We start from the raw sequence: 19,935 nt of genomic DNA on the forward strand, positions 1-19,935 counted from the left end.
CTTTTGCACAAGCCCCGGGTAGCGGAGGGGGCGTTGAATGGTCACTAGTTGTACTTCACCGGGTTCTGCCGGTCGTAACTGAATGGTCTGTGGCACCCGGGTGCGCAACTGCCGCCGGTCCCGCTGACGGCGAAGTTGATGGGGATCTTCCAGTCTCCGAAGCGCGCGCCGTCCTTGTTGATCAGCTTTTCGCCATCGGCGGCATGCGGTTCATGGCAGATGCGACAGGTGCGCCCCTTGCGGGTCTTGACGTGCACGATGTGCAGGTTGCGGTTGCCGTTTCTGAACTTGGTGTAGATGGTCGTTTCGGGGAACCTGAGCAGATTCCTGTCGTGACACTTGAGACAGGCGTCGTAGAGGCCGTCCTGGTACGGCGCGTACAGGTCCTCCGGGTACTTGCCGCGCAAAAGCCGGAAATTGTCGGAGCCGTGCGGATCGTGGCAGGCGCTGCAGGAACCCTTCTGCAGCGGGCCGTGCAGGAACTTCTTGTCCTTGATCTCGGCCTGGATGTCGCGCAGGTTGCCGGCCTTGCCCTTCACGTGGCAGGAAAGACAGACTTCCATCTCGCTGCCGGAGAGAAGCTTCTTCGCCTTGGAGAAATGGGCGGAATGGCAGTTCGAGCACCCCCCCTTCTCCTGCATCGGTTTGTGCTGCACCTTCACCTGGGCGATCTGTTTGCCGACCTTCGCGTGGCACCCTACGCAGAGCTCCGGCGACTTGACCTTGAGAAACATTTCCACGGCAGAGCCATGCGGGTCATGGCAGGCCGTGCAGGGGTCCTTGGAGACGGGAGGATGCACGAAGGTCGCCTGCTTGAGCTGCGCCGCGAAATCGGCGTGGCACCCAAGGCAGACGTTGCGCGTCTTGTCCTTCATGAGGCGCTTTTCGACCGAGCTGTGAGGATCGTGACAGGAGTTGCAGGCGCCGACCGCGGCCGGCCCGTGCATGAATTTGGCCTTGAAGGGCGCGGCGTCGTGACAGTTGAAGCAAAGCTTGGAGCGGTCCTCACCCACGTCGAGGAGGAAGCGGTTGCCGCCGCCATGCGGGTTGTGACAGCTGGCGCAATCCCCTTCGCTCACCGGAGCGTGCACCACCTTCTTCTGGCCGGGTATGTCGTGACAGTCCTTGCATAGCGCCGACGCCTTGGCGGTCAACTCGAACGTCTTCGCCCCCTTCACAGGGTGCTCTTTTCCCTTTTGGCTATGACAGGGGGAACAATCACCCTCCTTGACCGGAGCGTGGGGATATTTGAGGGCGGAGAGGGGGGCGTGGCATTCCGTTGTCGTACAGGACGCACCGAGGGCCGGGCTGCAGCAGAAAAGCGCGAGGGCGGCCAGCGCAGTTGACGCTAAAGACAACACTTTCATGGAAGGCTTCCTAATCCGGGTGGTTAATGGGGTAAAAAGAACAGCACAACTGCGCGGTGCACCAGCGGAAAGAGAGTTTCGCTCCAGACCGCAGGACACATAATCACACAGTTTACCGGAGTATTATTCATGACCCTATAAGGAGAAAGGCCAACGATAAATATCACTATCGGAAAAACATTTCAATATTAAAGATCCCGCCGCACCGGCCGTAGAACCGCAGGGGGCGGGAGGAAATGGGTACCGGAAGAGGTGCCCGCGGGTCGAGGGCGGGCCGGGGTTACCCCTCCGGGTAGTCGGAGAGGGCGAGGAAGGTTTCCTTCAACTCGAAGGAGAAGATGGAGAACATCCTATCGGCCAGCCGGGTGGTGAGCACCGGCGGGAAAAGCGGCACGGCCAGGCGGTAGATCAGGTCCAGCATCCCGTCGTGGGGGTTCTCCTCGAGGAACAGGGCGCCGTACTGCAGGACCGGCGCGAAGAGAAGCGCCTCCTCCATGACGGCATCGTCCTCGCTGAAATAGGGGAGGATCATCTCCAGAGAAAAGCAAAGCCCGGAGCCGCCGGCATCTTCGGAGATGCTGAGCAGCAGTTCGTCCTGCGGCGAGCCGTACTCAAGTGCTTCGGGGGAAACGTGCCCCGCGGGGAGCACCATCACCTTGCCATGGACGGGATCGATGCCGTAGGGGGCACAGCGATTGGCGAGGAAGCGCTCCAGCTGCTGATATCCCTTGGTTTGCAGCCTCCCCATGCCGCGGTAGAAAGCGGGACGGAACAGGTCCCGGTTGGCGATCAGCTCCTCGAGCGGAACGAATTCCTGCTCGGCGGCGGACGGCCTGGCGCTCCTGATTTCCGCGTTATTCACCACGAGCCTTAGGTGCCTCTTGCGCTCGTCCTTGTCCTTGCTCACGTGATACCCCCTGATACTGACTGCCCTTCTGTAATACACCGCCGGGAAGACGGGTGTCAACCAGCAAAACCGGCGCAGGTCGACGGCTTAAAAAAACGCCGGGTCGCGCGGCTTGTGCGCGTTCCCGGCGTTTTCGGTGTGGTTCGGTTCCCGGCGCCCTTGCGCCTGGCTAGAAGAAGCGGGCTCCCGCCTTGAGTTCGTTGACCGAGATGGTCACCTTGCCGCCGTCGACCTTGGCGGGAAGATGGGAGGGGTTGCAGCCGCCGCCGGAAGCCGCACCGATGCGGTTGATGGCGAACTTCTGGTTGCAGTTGAGGCAGTTCATCTTGTCGCCCTGCTGCTCGTATCCCTTCTTCTCGTGGTAGCAGACGTCGCAGGCGTCGAAGGCGACGTGAAGCTGGCCGTCGCTCCCCTTCACGATGAAGAAGTTGATCTCTTTTCCGGCATCCTCGAACTTGTAGAAGTGCGCCTTGCCGTCGCTGACCTTGGCGACGGGAATGGTGACGCTGCCGGCCGCCGGCTTCACCTTCTCGTATTTCCCCATCCCGGGGAGGCTGAAGGCGAAGGCAACGCTCGCCATGGCCACCAGGGCGATGGCGATAAGGAGGAGGGTCTTGAATCCTTTTTTGCTCGACTGAACCATGTGTTGCTCCTTTTCGGGCCTGCCGGGCAGGCCGTGGCTGATCGCGCCACGCGAACGTGACGAAGAATATTTACTGAGCGCCGCCGCAGCCGCGCGAACCGCAGCATCCTCCGACGGCGGCCTTACCGCCGACGTCACGCCCTACCACGCTGCGGAACTGCTGCGGCGTGATCACCTGGGCCACCTGGGATTGGAAGCCGCATTTCCGGACGGCCTGGGCGAGTTTCTCGGGCGCGGTCTGCTTCGAGTCGTAACCGGCCACGACCAGACCCGACTCCAGGTCCACCTCCGCCGCCGCCACCCCGTTTTGGGACTGCAGGGTCTCTGTGATCTTCTTGACGCAGCTGCCGCAGGTCATGCCCGCCGTGCGCAGCACCACCACCTGGTCGGCGGTGGCCCCCACCCGCACGTAAAAGGCGAAAACGGCCAGGACGGTGACGACGACCAAAACCAGTGCACTGTTGAGGATCTTGTTTCTCATGGGCGGCTCCGACGGGCGCGGCAGGCGCTGGATGCGCCGGGGCTGCCCGGATGCTCACCCTTATTACAAGGAGCATGCCACGGTCCCGTGCGGAGCTAACCATCAGAGATCATTGTGCCCGGTGGAGAGGGGAACACCCGGGGCGGAAGCCCCCTGTGGAATATCCTGCAGGCACAGTAGGATTTTCCACAATTTCATCCCACAGCGGGGAGCAGCACCTTGAAGGTCGCCCCCCTACCCGGCTCGCTCGTCACCTCGACGCTGCCGCCGTGTCCCTCCACGATCTTTTTGGTGATCGGAAGCCCAAGTCCGGTGCCGCTTCCCTTGGTGGTGAAAAAGGGCTCGAAGATCTGGGAGATGGCTTCGGGGGCGATCCCGGGCCCCTGGTCGGTGAACCGGATCTCGACCCGGTCACCCTCCTGGTCGAAGGAGGTCGTTACCCGGACCGTCCCCCCCTCGGGCGAGGCCTGGATGCCGTTCAGCATGATGTTCAGGAAGGCCTGGCGCAGCTTCTCCGGGTCCGCCACCAGCCGCGGCAGCGTGCCGCAGCGGAGATCGAGGCTCACCCCGCAGCCGCGCGCCTGGGCGGTCAGCAGCGTCACCATGTTGCGCAGCTCCTCGTTGACGTCGCACTCCCTCTTGTCCGCGGGCTCGGGGCGCGCCATGCGCAGGAAGTCCTCCACTACCCGGTTCAGCCGGTCCGACTCCTTGACCAGGATCTCCAGAAACTCGCCGCGCTGCGCTGCGGGCGGAGCCTCCTCCATTAGGATCTCCGCCGTGCCGCGGATCGAGGCGAGCGGGTTCCTAATCTCGTGGGCAAGGATGGCGGAGAGCTCCCCCAGGGCCGACAGACGCTCGGCGCGCCTTAGCTGTTCTTCTATCCTGATGATCAGTTCCGACTGGGTCTTGAGCTGCCGGTAGGAATCCTCGAGTCCCTGCGCGGTCCGTTCCAGCTCCTCGCGCCGGCAACGCTCCTGCTGTGACAGGAAACCGGTGATCCCCCCCACGACGTTGTAGAGGATCACCTCCAGGTACTTCTCCATCTCCATGGCGATGTGCCCGCCCCACTGGAACAGGATGTGCGGGGCGTAGGCCAGGGTGACCAGGATGGCGCAGCCGATGCCGCCGCGGAACCCGAACCAGTAGGCGGCAAGTATGATGGGGATGTAATACAGGCGCTGGAAGATGTCGTGCAACATCCCGAGCCTGAGCGGCGTCAGGTAGTGCAGCAGGCTGATCGCCACGACGCAGGCGAAGAGTGCGCCCCCTTTGATAAGGCCCGCAGGCCTGCTGCCCGCTGTCACCTTACTCCTCCCACCCGATGCACGACACCGGGCAGAGCTCTACGGCCTGCGTCTGGATCACGTGCTCCGCGGCGCCGGCAGGGTCGTAACACTCCGACTTGCCGTGCGCGTCGAAGCGGAACACCTGCGGGCAGTTGGCGATGCAGATGCCGCAGCTGATGCATTGTTCCTTGTCCACCCATGGTCTTCTTGCCACCGACTCCCCCTTCTTCTTCGCGAGGTCGGCCCGGCGGGATGCCGGACCACTGGCCACTATAGCGCAGATGCCGGCCAACTTCCCAATGAAAAATGGCAGATGGCAACCTTGACAATCGCACCGGCCACCGGAAAATCGTTAGATTATTTTAAAGTTCAAGACAAGGGGGCGACATGCGCGCATGGCCGGACATGAGCGGCAAGATCTGCCTGGTGACCGGAGCCAGTTCCGGAATCGGTAGAGCCACGGCGCTCGCCCTGGCCCGGGAGGGGGCGACGCTGATCGGGGTGGGTCGCGACCCGGTGCGCTGCGAAAAGAGCGCGGAAGCGATCAAGCGGGGAAGCGGCAATTACCAGGTCGAGTTCTGGCGGGCCGATCTCTCCAGCCAGGAGGAGATCCGCGCACTCGCGCGCCGTTTCCGCGCGGTCTACCCGCGCCTGGACCTGCTGGTTAACAACGCCGGGGGGAGATTCGCCCGACGCCTCACCACGCCCGAAGGGGTGGAGATGACCTTCGCCCTCAACCACCTGGGGTACTTCCTGTTGACCCTGCTCCTTTGGGAGCGGCTGCATCAGGGGGAGCGGGCCAGGGTAGTCAACGTCGCCTCCGGCGCCCATCGCGGCTGTTCCGGCATCGACTTCGAGGACCTGAACCTCGAGCGGGAGTACGACGGCAGGAGGGCCTATGCCCAGTCCAAGCTGGCGAACCTGCTCTTCACCTACGAGCTGGCCCGCCGCCTGGAGGGAAGCGGGGTCACGGCCAACGCGGCGGCACCCGGAAACGTGCTGAGCCGCTTTGCGCTGAACAACGGCGCGGGGAGCTGGCTCTCCCATCTGGTCGGCTCCCTGAAAAGCGGCAACCTGGTCGGACCGCGCCGGGGGGCCCGCACCGTGCTCTATCTCGCCTGCGCCGGCGAGGTTGGGGGGCGAAGCGGCGGCTACTACGCGGCGGGGAAGGATACCTCATCCTCCCCCGCTTCCTACGACCGGGCCGCGGCCGAGCGTCTTTGGCAGATAAGCCTGGACCTTACCGGACTCGGGGACCAGGCGCGGCAAAGGAGACTGCCATGATAAACCTGCGCACGCTGACCTTGCTCCTGGCGCTTCAGGGATTGACCGCCGACTTGCACGCCGACGAGACCTACTACCCCTACCAGTTCTACGATGACTATTACCGACAACTGGAGCAGGGCCCGCCGCCGGCTCCCGCGCCGCCGGGGGAGGAGCCGGTCCGGCCGGAGCCGTCCGCGGCGAAGCGTCCCCCCTTGTTCCTGTTCCCGGCCGAGCTGGGGTTCGGCGTGGCGGCTGCGAGCAACGAGGATCTCTTTTACCTTGCCGGGACCTATTTCAAGGTGAGCGACGGGGGATGGTACCGTTCCCGTTCCTGGCGCGGGCCATGGACCCGGGTGCCGCGCGGCAAGCTCCCCCCCGAGCTCTCCCGGCACACGCTCGTCAAGATACGCACCCTGCGCAACCGGGAATTCCGTAGTTTCTGGGAGCTAAAGGGGAGCTACCGGGGACGGGTGTTCCGCCCGGGCGTCGAACCGGCGCCCCCGGCAGTGAAGCGGCCCAACTAGGCCACGATGCTGCCGCCTCAGGTGAATCCGGAACCGACCGTGCAGGCATAGCAGTGATCGGCGGCGGCAATGGCGGTTCCCGGGGGGGGGAGTTCGGTGAGGGCGGAGACGAGGCGTTGCTCTCCGCCGAGGAAGATGCCCTGGGCCAGATGGAAATCGCAGTCGTAGAGCCGCCCGCACCAGTCCACGGACAGCTGGCCGCGGCACATCAGACCGGCCACGGCACAGGGGTTGAAGCCCGCGCGGAGCTGCTCCAGGTAGCCCTCCAGGTTGCCCGATCGCTCCAGGAAACTGCGGAACCGCCCCAGCGGGACGTTGGCGAAGGTGTAGAGGTTGTGGAAACTGACGCCGTGTTTGCGGGCCAGGTCGCGCCGGAACTTCTCCTGGGCCTGGAGCTGCGGCGGCGGCAGGAAGGCCCCGGAGGGGTTGCTGACCAGGTCCAGTTCCAGGGGGCTCCCCGGCAGGCCGTACCCCAGCTCGTTAAGCCTCTGCAGTGCCCGGATGCTCCTTTGCCACACCCCCGCGCCGCGCTGGGCCTCGGTCTGGGCCTGGTTCCCGGCCGGCAGCGAGGCGACCAGCACCACCTTCAGCTCACGGTACAGCCGCAAGAGCGCTTCACCCCGCTCTCCCTCCAGCGACACCAAGTTGCTGCGCAGGATGAGCCTCGGGGTCTCCGATGCCAGCCCCCGTACCAGGAAGGGGAGTTCCGGGACCAGCTCCGGAGCGCCTCCGGTCACATCGATGCTGTCGAACCTGAAGCGGCGGGCACAGGCAATAACCTCCCCCATGACCGAGCGCGACATCATTTCGCTGCGTGCCGGGCCCGCCTCCAGGTGGCAGTGGCCGCAGGCGAGGTCGCAGGCGAGGCCGACGTTCACCTGCAGCGCCGTGGTCCGCTCCCGGGTGAGCGACAGGTCATGGCGCGCAAGACGCTCCCCGAAACTCTCCCCCTGCCTCCCCGTTGCCACGTCCATCCCCGTCTCCTAAAGCGAGAGTTTCTCGGCTATCTTGCGCATCTGCACACCGTGCACCAAAGAGGCGCCACCGCGAATCGCCGTCACCACGTGCAACGCTTCGGTCATCTCGCCCAGGTGCGACCCCTTCTCCAGGCAGGCCCTGGTGTAGGCGTCGATGCAGTAGGGGCATTGCACGGTGTGGGCGACGGCAAGGGCGATGAGCGCCTTTTCCCGTTCGGTCAGCTCCCCTTCGGCGAATACCTCGTTGTAGTAGTCGAAGAATTTCCCCGCCAGTTCCGGCGCGTCCTTGCCGATCTCGGCGAAGCTCCCCAGATCCTTGGGATCGTAGTAGGTTTCCATCTGTTCTCCTTTGCCGCAGGTGTCTCCGGCGGCGACGCCGGCGGTACTCACGCGGCGCGGGCGCCAGCATACCGGAAAGCCCACTGGGGGTAAAGAGGGAAAGCGCCGTCACGTTCATTAGTAAAAGAGGAGACGGGGACGCCGCCACCCCGTGCCGCACCGGCGACCGCGCCGCTGCCGGATCGGTGAACGCTGTCATCACCTCAGCTTCATGAAAAAGTCGCTTGAAATGGTGCAAGCTGTCATTATACTTGTGCCGAATCGACAGACAACAGCAGGGAGGAAGCATGGAGAACGAGGGGAGGAGGAAGTTTCTCGGAGTCTGCGTCGCCGGGGCCACGGCCGCCGCTGCGGTCGCCGCGGGATATCCGGTTTTCCGTTACCTGGCGCCCAAGTCCGGCCAGGGGGGCGCCGCCAAGCTGGTGATCCCGGTAGGGGAGCTCAAAGAAGGGGACGCCAAGTTTTTCGAATTCGCCGGTTCCTCGGCCGTACTGATCAAGACCAAGAGCGGTGAGTTGGTCGCCCTCTCCGCGGTCTGCACCCACCTTGGCTGCATCGTGCAGTGGGTCAAGGAGAAGCAGCAGTTTCTCTGCCCCTGTCACGGCGGCCAGTTCTCCACCGACGGCACGGTGCTGGGAGGCCCCCCGCCCCGTCCGCTCGCCAAGATCCCCCTCACCGTCACCGAAGGGAACATCACCATCGGCTAACCCCCAGGGAGGCAAACGCCCATGCTAAAGAGGCTGTACCGCTGGCTCGACCTGCGCATCGGGGTCGGCGAGATCGTGGAGAAGGAGCTGACCGGCTACCTGCTGCCGCGCAACATCAACGAATGGTATTCACTAGGAAGCGTGCTCCTGGTGATCTTCGCCCTGCAGGTGATCACCGGGATGCTGCTCATGATCTACTACGTCCCAGACGCCGACAAGGCCTTCAAGAGCGTCACCTTCATCATGAACGAGGTCCCCTACGGCTGGCTGATCCGGCTGTGCCACGCGGTGGGCTCGAACATGATGGTGGCGGTGCTCATCCTGCACATGCTCTCCACCCTGCTCATGGGGAGCTACAAGGCGCCGCGCGAGCTGAACTGGGTCACCGGCTTCACGCTGCTCGCGCTGGTGCAGGGGATCTCGCTCACCGGCTACCTGGCACCCTGGAGCCAGCTCTCCTTCTGGGCCACCACGGTCGCCACCAACAGCGCCAGCGCGGTCCCGGTAGTCGGCCCGTACCTGGTGGAGTTCCTGCGCGGCGGCAAGCTGGTCGGGCCGCCCACCCTGGGACGCTTCTTCGCCCTGCACGCGGCGGTTCTCCCCGTGGTGATCGCCGCCGTCATCGGTGCCCACCTGTTCCTGCTCAAGCGGACCGGCATCTCGGCGCCTCCCTTCGGCAGGGAGGGAACGGCAAACCCGTTCGAGGCGCAACAGTACCACTACCAGGGGCACCCAGGCGGCATACCGTTCTTCCCCAATTACGTGCTGCAGGACCTGACCTCGATCTCGATCTACTTCGCGGTGTTTCTGGCGGTGGTCTTCTTCTGGCCCGGCATGCCCTTCACCCCGGACGCTTTCGTGCCGGCCGACCCGTTCAAGACGCCGGCCCACATCAAGCCGGAGTGGTACTTTCTGGCCAACTACCAGACCCTGAAGATCTTCCCGAGCGAGTTGCTGGGGCTCTCGGTGCAGGCGGCGGCGATGACCTTCCTGGCGCTGCTCCCCTTCATCGACCGCTCTCCGGAGCGGCATCCGCTGAAGCGCCCCGTATTCCTGACCCTGGTGATAGCGGGCATCCTGCTCTGGATCGCCCTTAGCGTATGGGGGCACCTGTCATGATCCGCAAAAACACCCTGGCCATACTGGTCCTTGCCTCGTTCGCCTTCCTGAAGCCGGCCCTGGCCGCACCGGTGGAGCAGCCGGAGACGGTCTGCATCCAGTGCCACGGCACCCTGCCCGACCGGTTGGGAGCGCCGGTCAACCTCTGGCGCGGCAGCATCCACGCCGACAACGGCATTTCCTGCAACGGCTGCCATGGCGGCGACCCAAAAGACGCGGCCAACGCCATGACCCCGCAACGCGGGTTTCTGGGAGCACCCAAGGAGAAGGACATCCCCGCGTTCTGCGGGCGCTGTCATCCCGGCGTCTACAAGGATTACCTCTCCAGCGCGCACGGCAGGGCCCTCGGTGCCGGCGGCCCCACCTGCGTCACCTGCCACAGCAACCACCAGGTGGTGAAGGCGTCGCTCGCCCTCATCAACGAGAAGAGCTGCACCCGCTGCCACAGCTTCGACCGGGCCAGGGCGATCCGGGACGCCATGCAGCAGACCGAAGGGTATATCGACAACATCTCGCGCAGGATCGCCGACTTCCAGGTGAGCGGCGTGGATACCGAGAAGATGGCCAAGTCGCTGTTCTCGGTGAGAAACCGCTTCCACACCCTGTTCCACGACGTGGACGTGGCCCGGGTGAAGGGGGAGTCTGCCGCCATCAACAAGGAGTTGGGAAAACTGGATGCGGCCCTCAAGGAGATCGAGCGGTCGCATGAGAAAAGGCGGGTTGCGGGGGGGATCGCGGTCGGCTTCATGGTCCTGCTCGCGGTCCTGTTTCACCTGATGAAGAAAAGTTACGACTAGAGTTTTTTGAGGCCGAAAAGGAACTTCTGGTACTGGATCTGACCGTTCTCGGTGAGCGGATGGGTGATCCGTGCCAGGGGTTCCGCCGCCGGGGGGCCGTAGAGGACACCGGGGGGGACGTTCCTGGTGACCACGCTCCCCGCCACCACGACGGACCCCTCGCCGATGGCGACCCCTTCAAGGATAGTACAATTTGGGCCGATAAAGACGTCGTTGCCGATCACCACCCCGGTCCGGGCATCTTCGGGAGAATGGTTGCCCAGGTAGAAGTGGGCGAAGACAGTACAGCGCAGCCCGATGGTGACGTTGTCGCCGATCTCGATCTTTTCCGGGTGCTGGTCGTCTAGGTACACCAGCTGGCTGATCCAGACCTTTTTCCCCATCCGGACGCCGCGCACCTTGTGCAGCCAGGGACGTAGCGTGTATCCGCCAGGGGCGAACATGGCGAGCTTCCCCAGAACCCTCTGGATGATCCTGCCGCGCATCGTGCCTCGCATCGTCCCCCCTAGCCGGCGTTTGCGACGCCGGCCGCATTACCCTGCCGCTTTCCTTCCACGAACGCCGCCACCCGCCGCACCGAGTCGAGATTTTCAGGGATCAGTTCCTCGTCCGCCACCGCCACCTGGTAACGCTCCTGGAGGTAGGCCACCAGTTGCAGGATACCGGTGGAATCAACGATTCCTTCCCTGATGAAGGAGCTGTCGTCGGTTAGCCCGCCGGCATCACCGAAGAGGAAATTCTCAACCACGAAGTTTCTGATCTCATCCTTTAGGTTCATCTGTCGCCTCCTTTGCGTAAGCTGTCACTCCCACTCCACCTCTTCCACCAGAAGCGGCGGGAGGTGCAGGTAGCGGGTCGTCTTTCGCTTCGTGTCGATGTCCCGGAACACCATGCGCACCTGTTGGGGTTCGAGCCCCAGCACAGGGGCTGCGTTTTCCGCCGGGATGTCGTGGTTTCGGGCGTAGAGACAGAGGTCCATCATCTGGTAGGGAAGCGAGAAGTAGAACTCGTCCTGCCCCTGTGCCAGTGAGTAGGTGTCGGTCGTCGGCTTCCGGCTGCGGATTTCTTCCGGGATCCCCAGGAACTCGGCGAGCTGGTACACCTGGGACTTGTACAGATGGGCGATCGGCTTGATGTCGGCCGCGCCGTCGCCGAGTTTGACGAAGAAGCCCTGGTCGTACTCCAGGCGGTTGGGGGTCCCGGCGACGGCATAATTTAGCCGGTCGGCGTGATAGTACTCCAGCATCTTCCGGATGCGCTGTTTGAAGTTCGTGGCCGCCACGATCTCCAGGTAGGGCTGCAGGGGAAGACGCACCGTAGATTCTACCTTCTGGGGGTCTTGGGTGACCAGGTAAAAGGAGGTGAAGCGGGGCTGGTCCGTAACCCCGGAGATGACGATCTTGGAGGCCCAGCCGTCGCCGTACTCCGGGACGACGCTCCTCACCGCTCTGTCGTACTTGTGATAGAAACCGACGGACTGCAGGATCCCGGAGATGTCCTCCACCACGGTCGGGATGCCGAGCGTGGTGGCGATCTTGCCGCTCAGGGCCAGGGTTTCCCGCGCCGAATGCCGCTCGGGCATTTCCAGGCCGATCACCCGCTCCCGCCCCAGCGCCCGCACGGACAGCGCCGCCGTCACGCTGCTGTCGATCCCGCCGGAGAGCGCTACCACCACCCCTCCCCTCTTCACCTGGTTACGCATCAGCTCCCTGATCCTGGTACAGATCCGGTCGGTTTCACGCTGCGGGTCGAGGCTGAGCACCTCCGGGGAAAATCCTGTCATGGTTGTCATCGCGCACCTTCTTTCACGCCCCCACGCTACGGGGCGTGCAGTATGGATTCATGCTCTAGGCTTGACCTCGGCAGCCGACCTCAGGCACACAGGCTCAGGCAGGAGGCGCGGTCGATCTTGCCGCTTGGATACTTCGGCAGCGCCGCGACCAGCCTGATCTCTCCGGGGACTTTGTGCCTGGGAAGGCGGGCATGGCAAAAGGAGAGTAGGCCCCGGTCGCTGGGGGTGCCACCCAGCGGGACCGCCAGTGCCACCAGTTTCTTCCCCAACAGCGGGTCGTCCAGGCCGAGTACGACCACCTCCAGCAGGAAGCCGCAGGACATGAGCACCTCCTCCACCTCCTGCGGGTCGATCCGGTGTCCCCCCACCTTGAGCAGGTGATCCTTCCTTCCGGTCACGTAGAGATAGCCGTCGGCGTCGCGGTAACCGAGGTCGCCGGTGTGGTAGCCGTTACAGTCCAGCACCCGGGCGGTCGCCTCGGGGTCGTTCCAGTAGCCGAGCATGATGTTGGGTCCTGAGGCTACCAGTTCGCCGCATTCCCCCTCGTCAAGCTCCCCCCCCTGCGGGTCGAGCACCCGTACCGTCACGCCCGGGATCGCCCTTCCGATGGAACCAAGTTTTTCCGGAAGCCTTTCCGGCTCCACGTATGTCAGCCGCGCCGCGGCCTCGGTAGCGCCGTACATGATGAAAAGTCTCGTGTGCGGGGGAAGCACCTGCAGCAGCCTCTCCTTAATCTCGCGCGCCATATGCCCGCCGGCTTGCGTGCAGTAGCGCAGGCTTGGGAGCCGGTCCCGGAAGGACGCCAGCGGTGAGCGGTGCAGCAGGTACGCGTAGGTGGAGGGAACGCCGGAAAAGCCGGTCACCCCCTCTTCCGCCATCTGCCTGATCACCGAGGCGGTGTAAGCGAAGTTGTTGTTGATCACCACCGTCCCTCCCACCGCGATGTGGGTGTTGAGCAGCGACTTCCCCATGACGTAGAAGAACGGGAGCACCACCATCTGGATGTCGTTCTCGGTGAGGTGCAGGTATTGAACGATGGAGCGGGTGTTACTCACGATGTTGCCGTGGGAAAGCATCACCCCTTTGGGCTGGCCGGTGGAACCCGAGGTGTAGACGATGCTGGACAGAGCCTCGGCAGGGACGGCGCGGCTCCCTTCGGGGAGCTCCTCCCCCCTGACCGCCTCGTCCCACCCCCATACCAGGCGCGGTTCAGACACGGGAAACGAGGCGTCGGCGGCGAGCACGAAGCTGACCGAAGGGGGTGCCAGGGGGAGTTGTTGCAACAGATACCCCACCCCCTGCTCCAGAATGATTCCCGTCGGCTGCAGTTCATCGAGCAGGCGGCGCAGCGTCTCCTGCCCGGTCTCCACGTTCAGCGGCACCGCAACCGCTCCCGCCTTCAGCACGCCATAGTAACTGGCGACGTACTTCACGCCGTTTCCCATAAGGATCACGACCCGGTCTCCCGACCGTACTCCCCGCTGCACCAAAAACCCGGCCAGACGGTTCGCCGAGCTGTTGAGCAGCCGGTAGCTCACCCGCTCGCCGTCATGGACGACGGCGACCTTGTCCGGTCGTGCGGCGGCACTTGTTTCCAATAAAGTATGAACACCCTGCAGTTCCATGGCATCTCCAGGTCAGGGGCGGTCGGTGCTGTACTGCCACTCGCGCCCCTCTATCTTCCTCTCGCCACCATAGCGCACCAGGTCCGGGCTCAGCATCACCCCCGCCTTGTAGGAGGCGGACGCCAGGAACTGCCGGTGCAGGATCTCGGTGGAGATAACCCCCATCAGGGCCATGTTGGCGAACTCCCCGACCGTTCCCGGAGGGGCCTTAAGCACCCTTTGGTACAGACGCACCACCTTGCCCGCATCGAAGTACCCGCTCGCCCTCAGGCTTTCCACGGACAACAGGTCCTCCACATAATCGGCCGGTGCGGCCGCTGTAAAAAGCGCGCTCACCGGCGCCCGATAGGGGTGTTTTCCCCTGCGGGCGATCCGCTGCGGGAGGAGATCACGGCAGGCCCTGCGCAGTAAATACTTCTCCTGCAGCGCCCTCATCTTCCACTTTGCCGGCAACCGAAAGGCGAAGTCGATGACCCGGTAGTCCAGGAAGGGGTGGCGCATCTCCACCGAGTGCGCCATGGCGACCCTGTCTCCCTGGGAGGAGAGGAGAAAGCCGGCCAGAAAGAGTTCGATCTCCAGCACCTGCGCACGGGCGAAGAGGTCCCGGCCGTTGAAACTCTCCGGCAGCCAGCGAGCCAGTTCCTCCCGCGGGTCGTATCCTGACAGGCAGCTGCGGTATTCCGGAGACAGGAAGGCGAGGTTGCGGATCCCTCCCCCCCAGCGCACAGCATGGGAGAAGAAGGGGTCCTGACGCTGCTCCGGCATAACGGCGAAGAATTCCTGCAAAAACGAACGGCCTCGGGCGGGGTTATTGAAGATGTAGGGGTAGAGCCGTTCCAAAAGCCGCGGCCGCCGCATGGACTCCGGACGCCTCCCCCAGTAATCCCTGACTTTGGCCTCTTTGTACGTGGACGCGAGGCTTCCCGACGGCTCGCGCGTCAACGCCATCATCCCTCCTCTCGCGCTGGACGGCCCCGTCCTTTCCATCCGGCGTTTCGGCCGCGACCCGCTGACCATGCGGGATCTGATCCAGCTGGAGACCCTGGATGAACGGATGGCCGAGCTGCTGGAGGGGGCGGTGCAGACCAGGCTCAACATCCTCATCTCCGGCGGAACCGGCACAGGAAAGACCACGCTCCTGAACGTCCTTTCCGCCTTCATCCCGACCGATGAGCGCCTGGTCTCCATAGAGGATTCGGCGGAACTGCACCTGAAACAGGAACACGTGGTGCGCCTGGAGACCCGCCCTCCCAACCTGGAGGGAAGGGGCGAGGTGACCTCCCGCGAGCTGCTGCGCAATGCGCTCAGGATGAGGCCGGACCGCATCATCATCGGCGAGGTGCGCGGCGGTGAAGCCCTGGACCTGCTGCAGGCCATGAACACCGGCCACGACGGCTCCCTCTCCACGGTCCACGCCAACACCACCCGCGACGCCCTTTCACGGCTGGAAACCATGGTGCTCATGTCCGGGCTGGACCTTCCGGAACGGGCGGTGAAGGAGCAGATAGCATCGGCGCTGAACGTCGTGGTGCAGCTGGTGAGGTTCTCCGACGGCACCAGAAAGGTGATCAAGCTCTCTGAGATCACCGGCATGGAGGGAGGCACCATCATGATGCACGATGTCATGGTGTTCCATCAAAGGGGGATCGACCCGGAGGGGCGGGTCGTGGGGGAATTCCGGGCCACCGGCGTCAGGCCCCTTTTCGCCGAACGCTTCAGACTGTACGGTCACCAACTTCCCGAGATGATGTTCCGGGACTAGGAGCCGCCCATGCTTGTTCCTATCGTGGCACTTGTCTTTCTCACCACCCTCTGCGCCAGCTGCGCCGTCTGCCTCTTCGTCTTGCAGCGCAACGCCTCCGCCAGGACCGAGCTGAGAAGGAGACTGCAGCAGATGGCGCGCGGGACGACTGGGGACGCACAGCCGGAGCTGCGCGAGGCGCTGGGCAGGAAGGCGCGCCAGGCGGGGGAGCTCATGACCCGCCTGCCGCAAACGCGCAATTTGGCGAAGAGACTGGAGCAGGCCGGCATCGATATCCCCCCGGCGCTGCTGGTGACCGCAGTCGTGTCGGCGGCGTTTCTGCTTGCCGTGGTAACGGCGCTGGAGACCGGCTTGCTCCCTGCAGTGCTGTTGGCCGCCGCCCTGCCACCGCTGTCGGCCGAGGTCCTGATCAGGGTGAAGACCTCGCGCAGGATCGCCAGGTTCACCGAGCTGTTCCCGGACGCGCTGAGCATGATCGCCCGCTCCCTCAGGGCCGGCCAATCGCTGACCACCGCCATCCAACTGGTGGGGGAGGAGGTACCGGAGCCGGCGGGGACGCTGTTCAGGATCGCCTACGAGCAGCAGCAGCTCGGCCTGAGGCTGGTCGACGCCCTCGCCACAATGAACCAGAGGATCGAGAGCATGGATCTCAGGTTCTTCACCACCGTGGTGGCGATCAACGCCGACATCGGCGGGAACCTTTCGGAGCTTCTGGACAAACTCGCGCTGACCATCAAGGAAAGACTCAAGATTCGCAGACAGGTCAGGGTCTATACGGCCCAGGGGAGGCTGTCGGGCTATGTGCTCGGGGCGCTGCCGCTGGTGGCCTTTGGCTGCTTCACCATGCTCAGCCCGGAGTATGAGAAGGAACTTCTCAAGGAACCGCTGGGTCTGTACATCCTCGCCTTCGCCGCGCTGCTGCAACTGGTCGGCCTCGCCATCATCAGGAAGATCATCAGGATCCAGATCTGAGGTGCACCATGCTCTACCTGATCGCGTTCACGGTATTCTGCTCGGTGCTGCTGCTGTCGGTGGCCCTGTCCCGGTTTCTGCTGGCGAAAAGGAGCCCGGTGGCGCAGCGCCTGGCCGCCCTCTTTCCGACGGGAAAGCCGCTGCACCTCATGCCGGAGGTGGAGTCCGGCACCTGGGCCTACAAGCTGCGGCGCATCGGCGAACGGGTGAAGCTCCCGAAGCAGGATCATTCCCGCTACAGCAAGTCCCTGGTGGCCGCCGGATTCCACCGCGACAGCGTGCATGTCTTTCTCGGCAGCAAGATCCTCCTTGCCGTGACGCTGCCGCTCCCCTACCTGCTCCTCATAGCGGTCCCCAGGCATGCCTACTTCGACAGCGCCGGCATCGCGGTGTTGCTGGCCTGCGCCATCATCGGCTACCTCATACCGAGTTACTGGCTCTCCGTAAAGGTCAAGACCCGTCAACTGACGATCTTCCACACCCTGCCCGACGTGCTGGACCTGGTGACGCTCTGCGTGGAGGCGGGGCTCAGCATGGACGCTGCGCTGCTGCGCGCCTCGGAGTCCCCGCAGTTCGAGCATAACCCGCTGGCCCAGGAGATCCGCCAGGTCACCATGGAGATCAGGGCCGGCAAGCCGCGCATCGAGGCGCTAAAGGACATGGCGCAACGAACCATGGTAGACGATATGAGGGCCTTCACCGCCATGCTCTCCCAGACCGAGCGGTTCGGCACCAGCCTGAGCCAGGCCCTGCGTTCCTTCTCCGACGAGTTGAGAACCAAAAGGAGGCAGGCCGCCGAGGAGGCCGCCGCCAAGACCACGGTGAAGCTCATCTTCCCGCTCGTCTTCGCCATCTTCCCGGCACTGCTGGTGGTGATCCTGGGCCCGGCGGTGGTCCAGATCGCCAGGGTATTCAAGTAGGTGCAGTTCGGGCAGCACCAGGGAGGAAATTCCCGTCCAAGGAGGTGATCCCATGAAAGTCGACTTCAACACGTTCATCCTGCTGGTCATTTCCGTACAACTGGCACTGAGCTACGTGAGAGCCAGGAAGTAGTCCTCTGTCACCTTGCCGGCGTGCGGCGCGCCGGCAAGGACCTCACCCCATTCCCCCCGCACCGGCGCCGGTCGCCGCAAAGGCGGTCGAGGCGCCCTTTCGGCCTGACGCGCCGGCCGCCTCCACCCGATGAACACACGCCACCTGACAAGCTACCTGGTCCCATCCATCGCCGACCTGCTCCTGGCAACCGTGCTCTGCGCGCTGTTTTTCACCTCACCATCCCAGCTGTTGCGCGACGGGGACACCGGCTACCACATCCGCGCAGGAGAGGAGATCCTGAGGACCGGGACCGTCCCCCTCTTCGACATGTTCTCGCAGCACGTCCCGCCGCTTCCCTGGACGGCCCACGAATGGCTCGCCGAGGTGATCATGGCGCGGCTGCACCAGGCGGCCGGGATGAGCGGGGTGGTCGCGCTGTATGCGCTCCTTTTGGCGGCGACCTTCCGGCTTTTGTTCCGGGCCCTGCTCAGCTACAACGCCGGCGTCCTCCCCGCTACGGCGGTTACGCTGGCCACCCTCATCAGCTCAAAGCTGCACTGGCTGGCGCGGCCGCACCTCTTCACCTTCCTGTTACTGGTGCTCTTTCACTACCTGCTGGAGAGCTGGCAAAGGAGGGGCGGCCGGTCGCTGTGGTTGCTGCCGCCCCTCATGCTGCTCTGGGTCAACCTGCACGGAGGCTTCATCGCCGGGTTCCTGCTGCTGGCCGCCTATCTGGTCGGCACGGCGGCAGGCATGTTCGGCTGCACGCCTGAGACACGCCGTGCGGCGCGGGAGAAGGCGTGCCGGCTGGGCACCGCGGTCTTGGCCTGCCTGGCGGCGGCGCTGCTCAACCCCTACGGCTGGCACCTGCTCCTGTTCCCGCTCAGGCTGGTCTCGGACCGCTACCTGATGGAGCACGTGGCCGAATTCCTCCCCCCCTCGGTCCACAGCTGGCTCCCCTTCACCTGTCTGCTGCTGCTCCTGCTCGCCCTCTTCGCCCTGTCGCGTAAAAAGGCGCAGCCGACCGAACTGCTGCTGGTGCTGGGCTTTGCATACATGGCGCTGACCTCGGTGCGTTACATCCCCTTGTTCAACCTGGTCACGGCACCGGTGCTGGCAGCCCGGCTCGCTGAGTTGGGGCACAGTGGCGGCAGATCGGCGCGTTTTTTGACCGAGCTCTCGGCCCGCCTCGCCCACCTGGAGCGTCGCGCCCTGACGGTATGGGGAGCGGCTGCCGTCGCTGTGGTGATCGCGGCCGCCGCGGGAGGAACCTTCCGCCATTCGTTCGACCGCCGTTTGATGCCGGTGGACGCCTGCGAATTCGTATTGCGCACAGGGGTCAAGGGGAAGGTATTCAACAGCGACGAGTTCGGCGACTACCTCATCTACCGCGGCTACCCCGCCTGCCGGGTCTTTATCGACGGTCGGCTGGACATGTACGGAGCGCAGCGGCTCAAGGAGTACAACGAGGTGATCGATTTCCGGCCGGGGTGGGACCGCGTGCTGCAGCGGTACGGCATCAGCTGGATCATCTTCGAGGCCGATTCCCGGTTCGCCAGGTTTCTCCGGCAAAGGCCCGAATGGCAACTGATCTACGCAGACGACGTCGCCGACGTCTTCCAGAAAAAGCCCGCCCCCCGCTAGCCGCCCCCGCTATGCCGATCGACATCCCGGCGCCTCCGTGTAGAGGCAGCCTCCATCTCCTCCATCTCCTCCATCTCCCTCCATCTCCCTCCCTCCATCTCCCTCCCTCCATCTCCCTCCCTCCATCTCCCTCCATCCATCTCCCTCCATCCATCTCACCCTCCAACGCCCTCCGGCACTTCCGCCCCTTTCATGCCATTCCCCACACTTCCGATAAAGATAGCCCCCATCAGGAAATACCCAGCTCGACACAAAACAACTAAAGTAGCCGCCCTTCGTGCCGATATGTTCAGCATCCATATAACAGTGGTTGTTTATTTTCACGATGGTCTTTCAAGAACATCGGAAACCCTTGAAAGGGCGGCCCCAAATGGGTAAAAAAGTTTTTGTTAATAATATAAACATTATTCTGGAAGGACCGTCGATCGTGGAGCGCGCGCAGGAATTGCACCAGTTCCTCGTGGAGCGCCTCAACGAGGTGACGGTGAACAACTCCCCTGAAGCGGCGATCGACCTTGCCCGGGTGAGCGACATCGATGCCTGCGGCTGCCAACTGCTCGCGCTTTTCATGGAAAGCCTGAAGCGCCGCGGCACGACACCGGTCCTGGCCGCAGTGCCCGCCACGGTCAGGGAGCGGATCGAATCCCTCGGTTTTCGGGATCTTCTGGCGCTGCAGCCCGAGCCGTGAACCG

General features: G+C 64.1%; 23 protein-coding genes. 10 read left to right on the forward strand and 13 right to left on the reverse strand.

The genetic code is table 11. From position 1 onward, the window contains the following. Positions 1-44: 44 nt before the first annotated feature. From KP004_RS14880 to KP004_RS14905, 6 genes are all read right to left on the reverse strand, one after another. Positions 45-1,367, reverse strand: a complete 1,323-nt coding sequence (locus KP004_RS14880; protein WP_216799283.1) for a cytochrome c3 family protein — start codon at positions 1,365-1,367, stop codon at positions 45-47. A 280-nt stretch (positions 1,368-1,647) separates the two neighbouring features. Further along, positions 1,648-2,274, reverse strand: a complete 627-nt coding sequence (locus KP004_RS14885) for a hypothetical protein (RefSeq protein ID WP_216799284.1) — start codon at positions 2,272-2,274, stop codon at positions 1,648-1,650. Positions 2,275-2,443: 169 nt separating this feature from the next. Then, positions 2,444-2,917, reverse strand: coding sequence for a DUF2318 domain-containing protein (locus tag KP004_RS14890; protein ID WP_216799285.1), 474 nt, complete (start codon positions 2,915-2,917; stop codon positions 2,444-2,446). A gap of 70 nt (positions 2,918-2,987) precedes the next feature. After that, positions 2,988-3,398 (reverse strand): heavy-metal-associated domain-containing protein, encoded by a 411-nt coding sequence (locus KP004_RS14895; protein WP_216799286.1) that lies wholly within the window; start codon positions 3,396-3,398, stop codon positions 2,988-2,990. Positions 3,399-3,592: 194 nt separating this feature from the next. Next, a complete protein-coding gene (locus KP004_RS14900) occupies positions 3,593-4,702 on the reverse strand; it encodes a two-component system sensor histidine kinase NtrB (protein ID WP_239026825.1) in 1,110 nt (369 codons plus the stop codon). A 1-nt stretch (position 4,703) separates the two neighbouring features. Next, on the reverse strand, positions 4,704-4,898 hold the full coding sequence (locus KP004_RS14905) for a ferredoxin (protein WP_216799287.1): 195 nt from the start codon (positions 4,896-4,898) through the stop codon (positions 4,704-4,706). 173 nt (positions 4,899-5,071) lie between these two features. On the opposite strand from KP004_RS14905, the gene KP004_RS14910 reads away from it, so the two are divergent. Together KP004_RS14910 and KP004_RS14915 are read left to right on the forward strand one after the other, a co-directional pair. After that, positions 5,072-5,968, forward strand: coding sequence for an SDR family oxidoreductase (locus KP004_RS14910; RefSeq protein WP_216799288.1), 897 nt, complete (start codon positions 5,072-5,074; stop codon positions 5,966-5,968). Further along, entirely contained in the window at positions 5,965-6,474 is a 510-nt protein-coding gene (locus KP004_RS14915) for a hypothetical protein (RefSeq protein ID WP_216799289.1), read from the forward strand. Before KP004_RS14910 ends, KP004_RS14915 begins: the two co-directional genes overlap by 4 nt. A 17-nt stretch (positions 6,475-6,491) precedes the next feature. Here KP004_RS14915 and arsS read toward each other — a convergent pair whose 3' ends face one another. After that, positions 6,492-7,448, reverse strand: coding sequence for an arsenosugar biosynthesis radical SAM (seleno)protein ArsS (gene arsS, locus KP004_RS14920; protein ID WP_216799290.1), 957 nt, complete (start codon positions 7,446-7,448; stop codon positions 6,492-6,494). Between the two features lie 9 nt (positions 7,449-7,457). Beyond that, positions 7,458-7,790 (reverse strand): arsenosugar biosynthesis-associated peroxidase-like protein, encoded by a 333-nt coding sequence (locus tag KP004_RS14925; RefSeq protein ID WP_136526164.1) that lies wholly within the window; start codon positions 7,788-7,790, stop codon positions 7,458-7,460. Between the two features lie 287 nt (positions 7,791-8,077). Between KP004_RS14925 and KP004_RS14930 the strand changes: the two genes are divergently transcribed. The 3 genes from KP004_RS14930 to KP004_RS14940 are packed head-to-tail and all read left to right on the forward strand — an operon-like array spanning position 8,078 to position 10,413. Next, on the forward strand, positions 8,078-8,497 hold the full coding sequence (locus tag KP004_RS14930) for a QcrA and Rieske domain-containing protein (RefSeq protein WP_216799291.1): 420 nt from the start codon (positions 8,078-8,080) through the stop codon (positions 8,495-8,497). Positions 8,498-8,518: 21 nt separating this feature from the next. Beyond that, a complete protein-coding gene (locus KP004_RS14935) occupies positions 8,519-9,616 on the forward strand; it encodes a cytochrome b (protein ID WP_216799292.1) in 1,098 nt (365 codons plus the stop codon). After that, positions 9,613-10,413: a cytochrome c3 family protein gene (locus KP004_RS14940; RefSeq protein WP_216799293.1), complete on the forward strand. Its 801-nt coding sequence runs from the start codon at positions 9,613-9,615 to the stop codon at positions 10,411-10,413. The genes KP004_RS14935 and KP004_RS14940 overlap by 4 nt, the downstream gene beginning before the upstream one ends. On the opposite strand, the gene KP004_RS14945 is transcribed toward KP004_RS14940, so the two are convergent. From KP004_RS14945 to KP004_RS14965, 5 genes are all read right to left on the reverse strand, one after another. Continuing rightward, a complete protein-coding gene (locus KP004_RS14945) occupies positions 10,410-10,910 on the reverse strand; it encodes a DapH/DapD/GlmU-related protein (RefSeq protein ID WP_239026826.1) in 501 nt (166 codons plus the stop codon). The two genes, KP004_RS14940 and KP004_RS14945, sit on opposite strands and share 4 nt — an antisense overlap. Positions 10,911-10,918: 8 nt before the next feature. Further along, positions 10,919-11,191 carry an acyl carrier protein gene (locus tag KP004_RS14950; RefSeq protein ID WP_216799294.1) on the reverse strand — a complete coding sequence of 91 codons (273 nt, stop codon included), beginning with the start codon at positions 11,189-11,191 and terminating at the stop codon, positions 10,919-10,921. Between the two features lie 24 nt (positions 11,192-11,215). Further along, complete coding sequence (gene nadE, locus KP004_RS14955; protein ID WP_216799295.1) at positions 11,216-12,205, reverse strand: NAD(+) synthase; 990 nt, start codon at positions 12,203-12,205, stop codon at positions 11,216-11,218. A gap of 80 nt (positions 12,206-12,285) precedes the next feature. Next, positions 12,286-13,830, reverse strand: coding sequence for a class I adenylate-forming enzyme family protein (locus tag KP004_RS14960; protein ID WP_216799296.1), 1,545 nt, complete (start codon positions 13,828-13,830; stop codon positions 12,286-12,288). A 12-nt stretch (positions 13,831-13,842) separates the two neighbouring features. Next, positions 13,843-14,778 (reverse strand): asparagine synthase-related protein, encoded by a 936-nt coding sequence (locus KP004_RS14965; RefSeq protein WP_302467677.1) that lies wholly within the window; start codon positions 14,776-14,778, stop codon positions 13,843-13,845. Between KP004_RS14965 and KP004_RS14970 the strand changes: the two genes are divergently transcribed. From KP004_RS14970 to KP004_RS14990, 5 genes are all read left to right on the forward strand, one after another. Next, complete coding sequence (locus KP004_RS14970) at positions 14,738-15,592, forward strand: TadA family conjugal transfer-associated ATPase (RefSeq protein WP_302467678.1); 855 nt, start codon at positions 14,738-14,740, stop codon at positions 15,590-15,592. The genes KP004_RS14965 and KP004_RS14970 overlap by 41 nt on opposite strands. Positions 15,593-15,601: 9 nt before the next feature. Further along, positions 15,602-16,564 (forward strand): type II secretion system F family protein, encoded by a 963-nt coding sequence (locus tag KP004_RS14975; RefSeq protein ID WP_216799298.1) that lies wholly within the window; start codon positions 15,602-15,604, stop codon positions 16,562-16,564. An 8-nt stretch (positions 16,565-16,572) separates the two neighbouring features. Then, positions 16,573-17,484, forward strand: coding sequence for a type II secretion system F family protein (locus KP004_RS14980; RefSeq protein ID WP_216799299.1), 912 nt, complete (start codon positions 16,573-16,575; stop codon positions 17,482-17,484). A 262-nt stretch (positions 17,485-17,746) separates the two neighbouring features. Then, positions 17,747-19,243, forward strand: a complete 1,497-nt coding sequence (locus KP004_RS14985) for a hypothetical protein (protein WP_216799300.1) — start codon at positions 17,747-17,749, stop codon at positions 19,241-19,243. A gap of 445 nt (positions 19,244-19,688) precedes the next feature. After that, entirely contained in the window at positions 19,689-19,931 is a 243-nt protein-coding gene (locus tag KP004_RS14990) for an STAS domain-containing protein (RefSeq protein ID WP_216799301.1), read from the forward strand. Positions 19,932-19,935: the final 4 nt, after the last annotated feature.

The sequence above is a fragment of the Geomonas oryzisoli genome, from assembly GCF_018986915.1.
Lineage (GTDB): Bacteria > Desulfobacterota > Desulfuromonadia > Geobacterales > Geobacteraceae > Geomonas > Geomonas oryzisoli.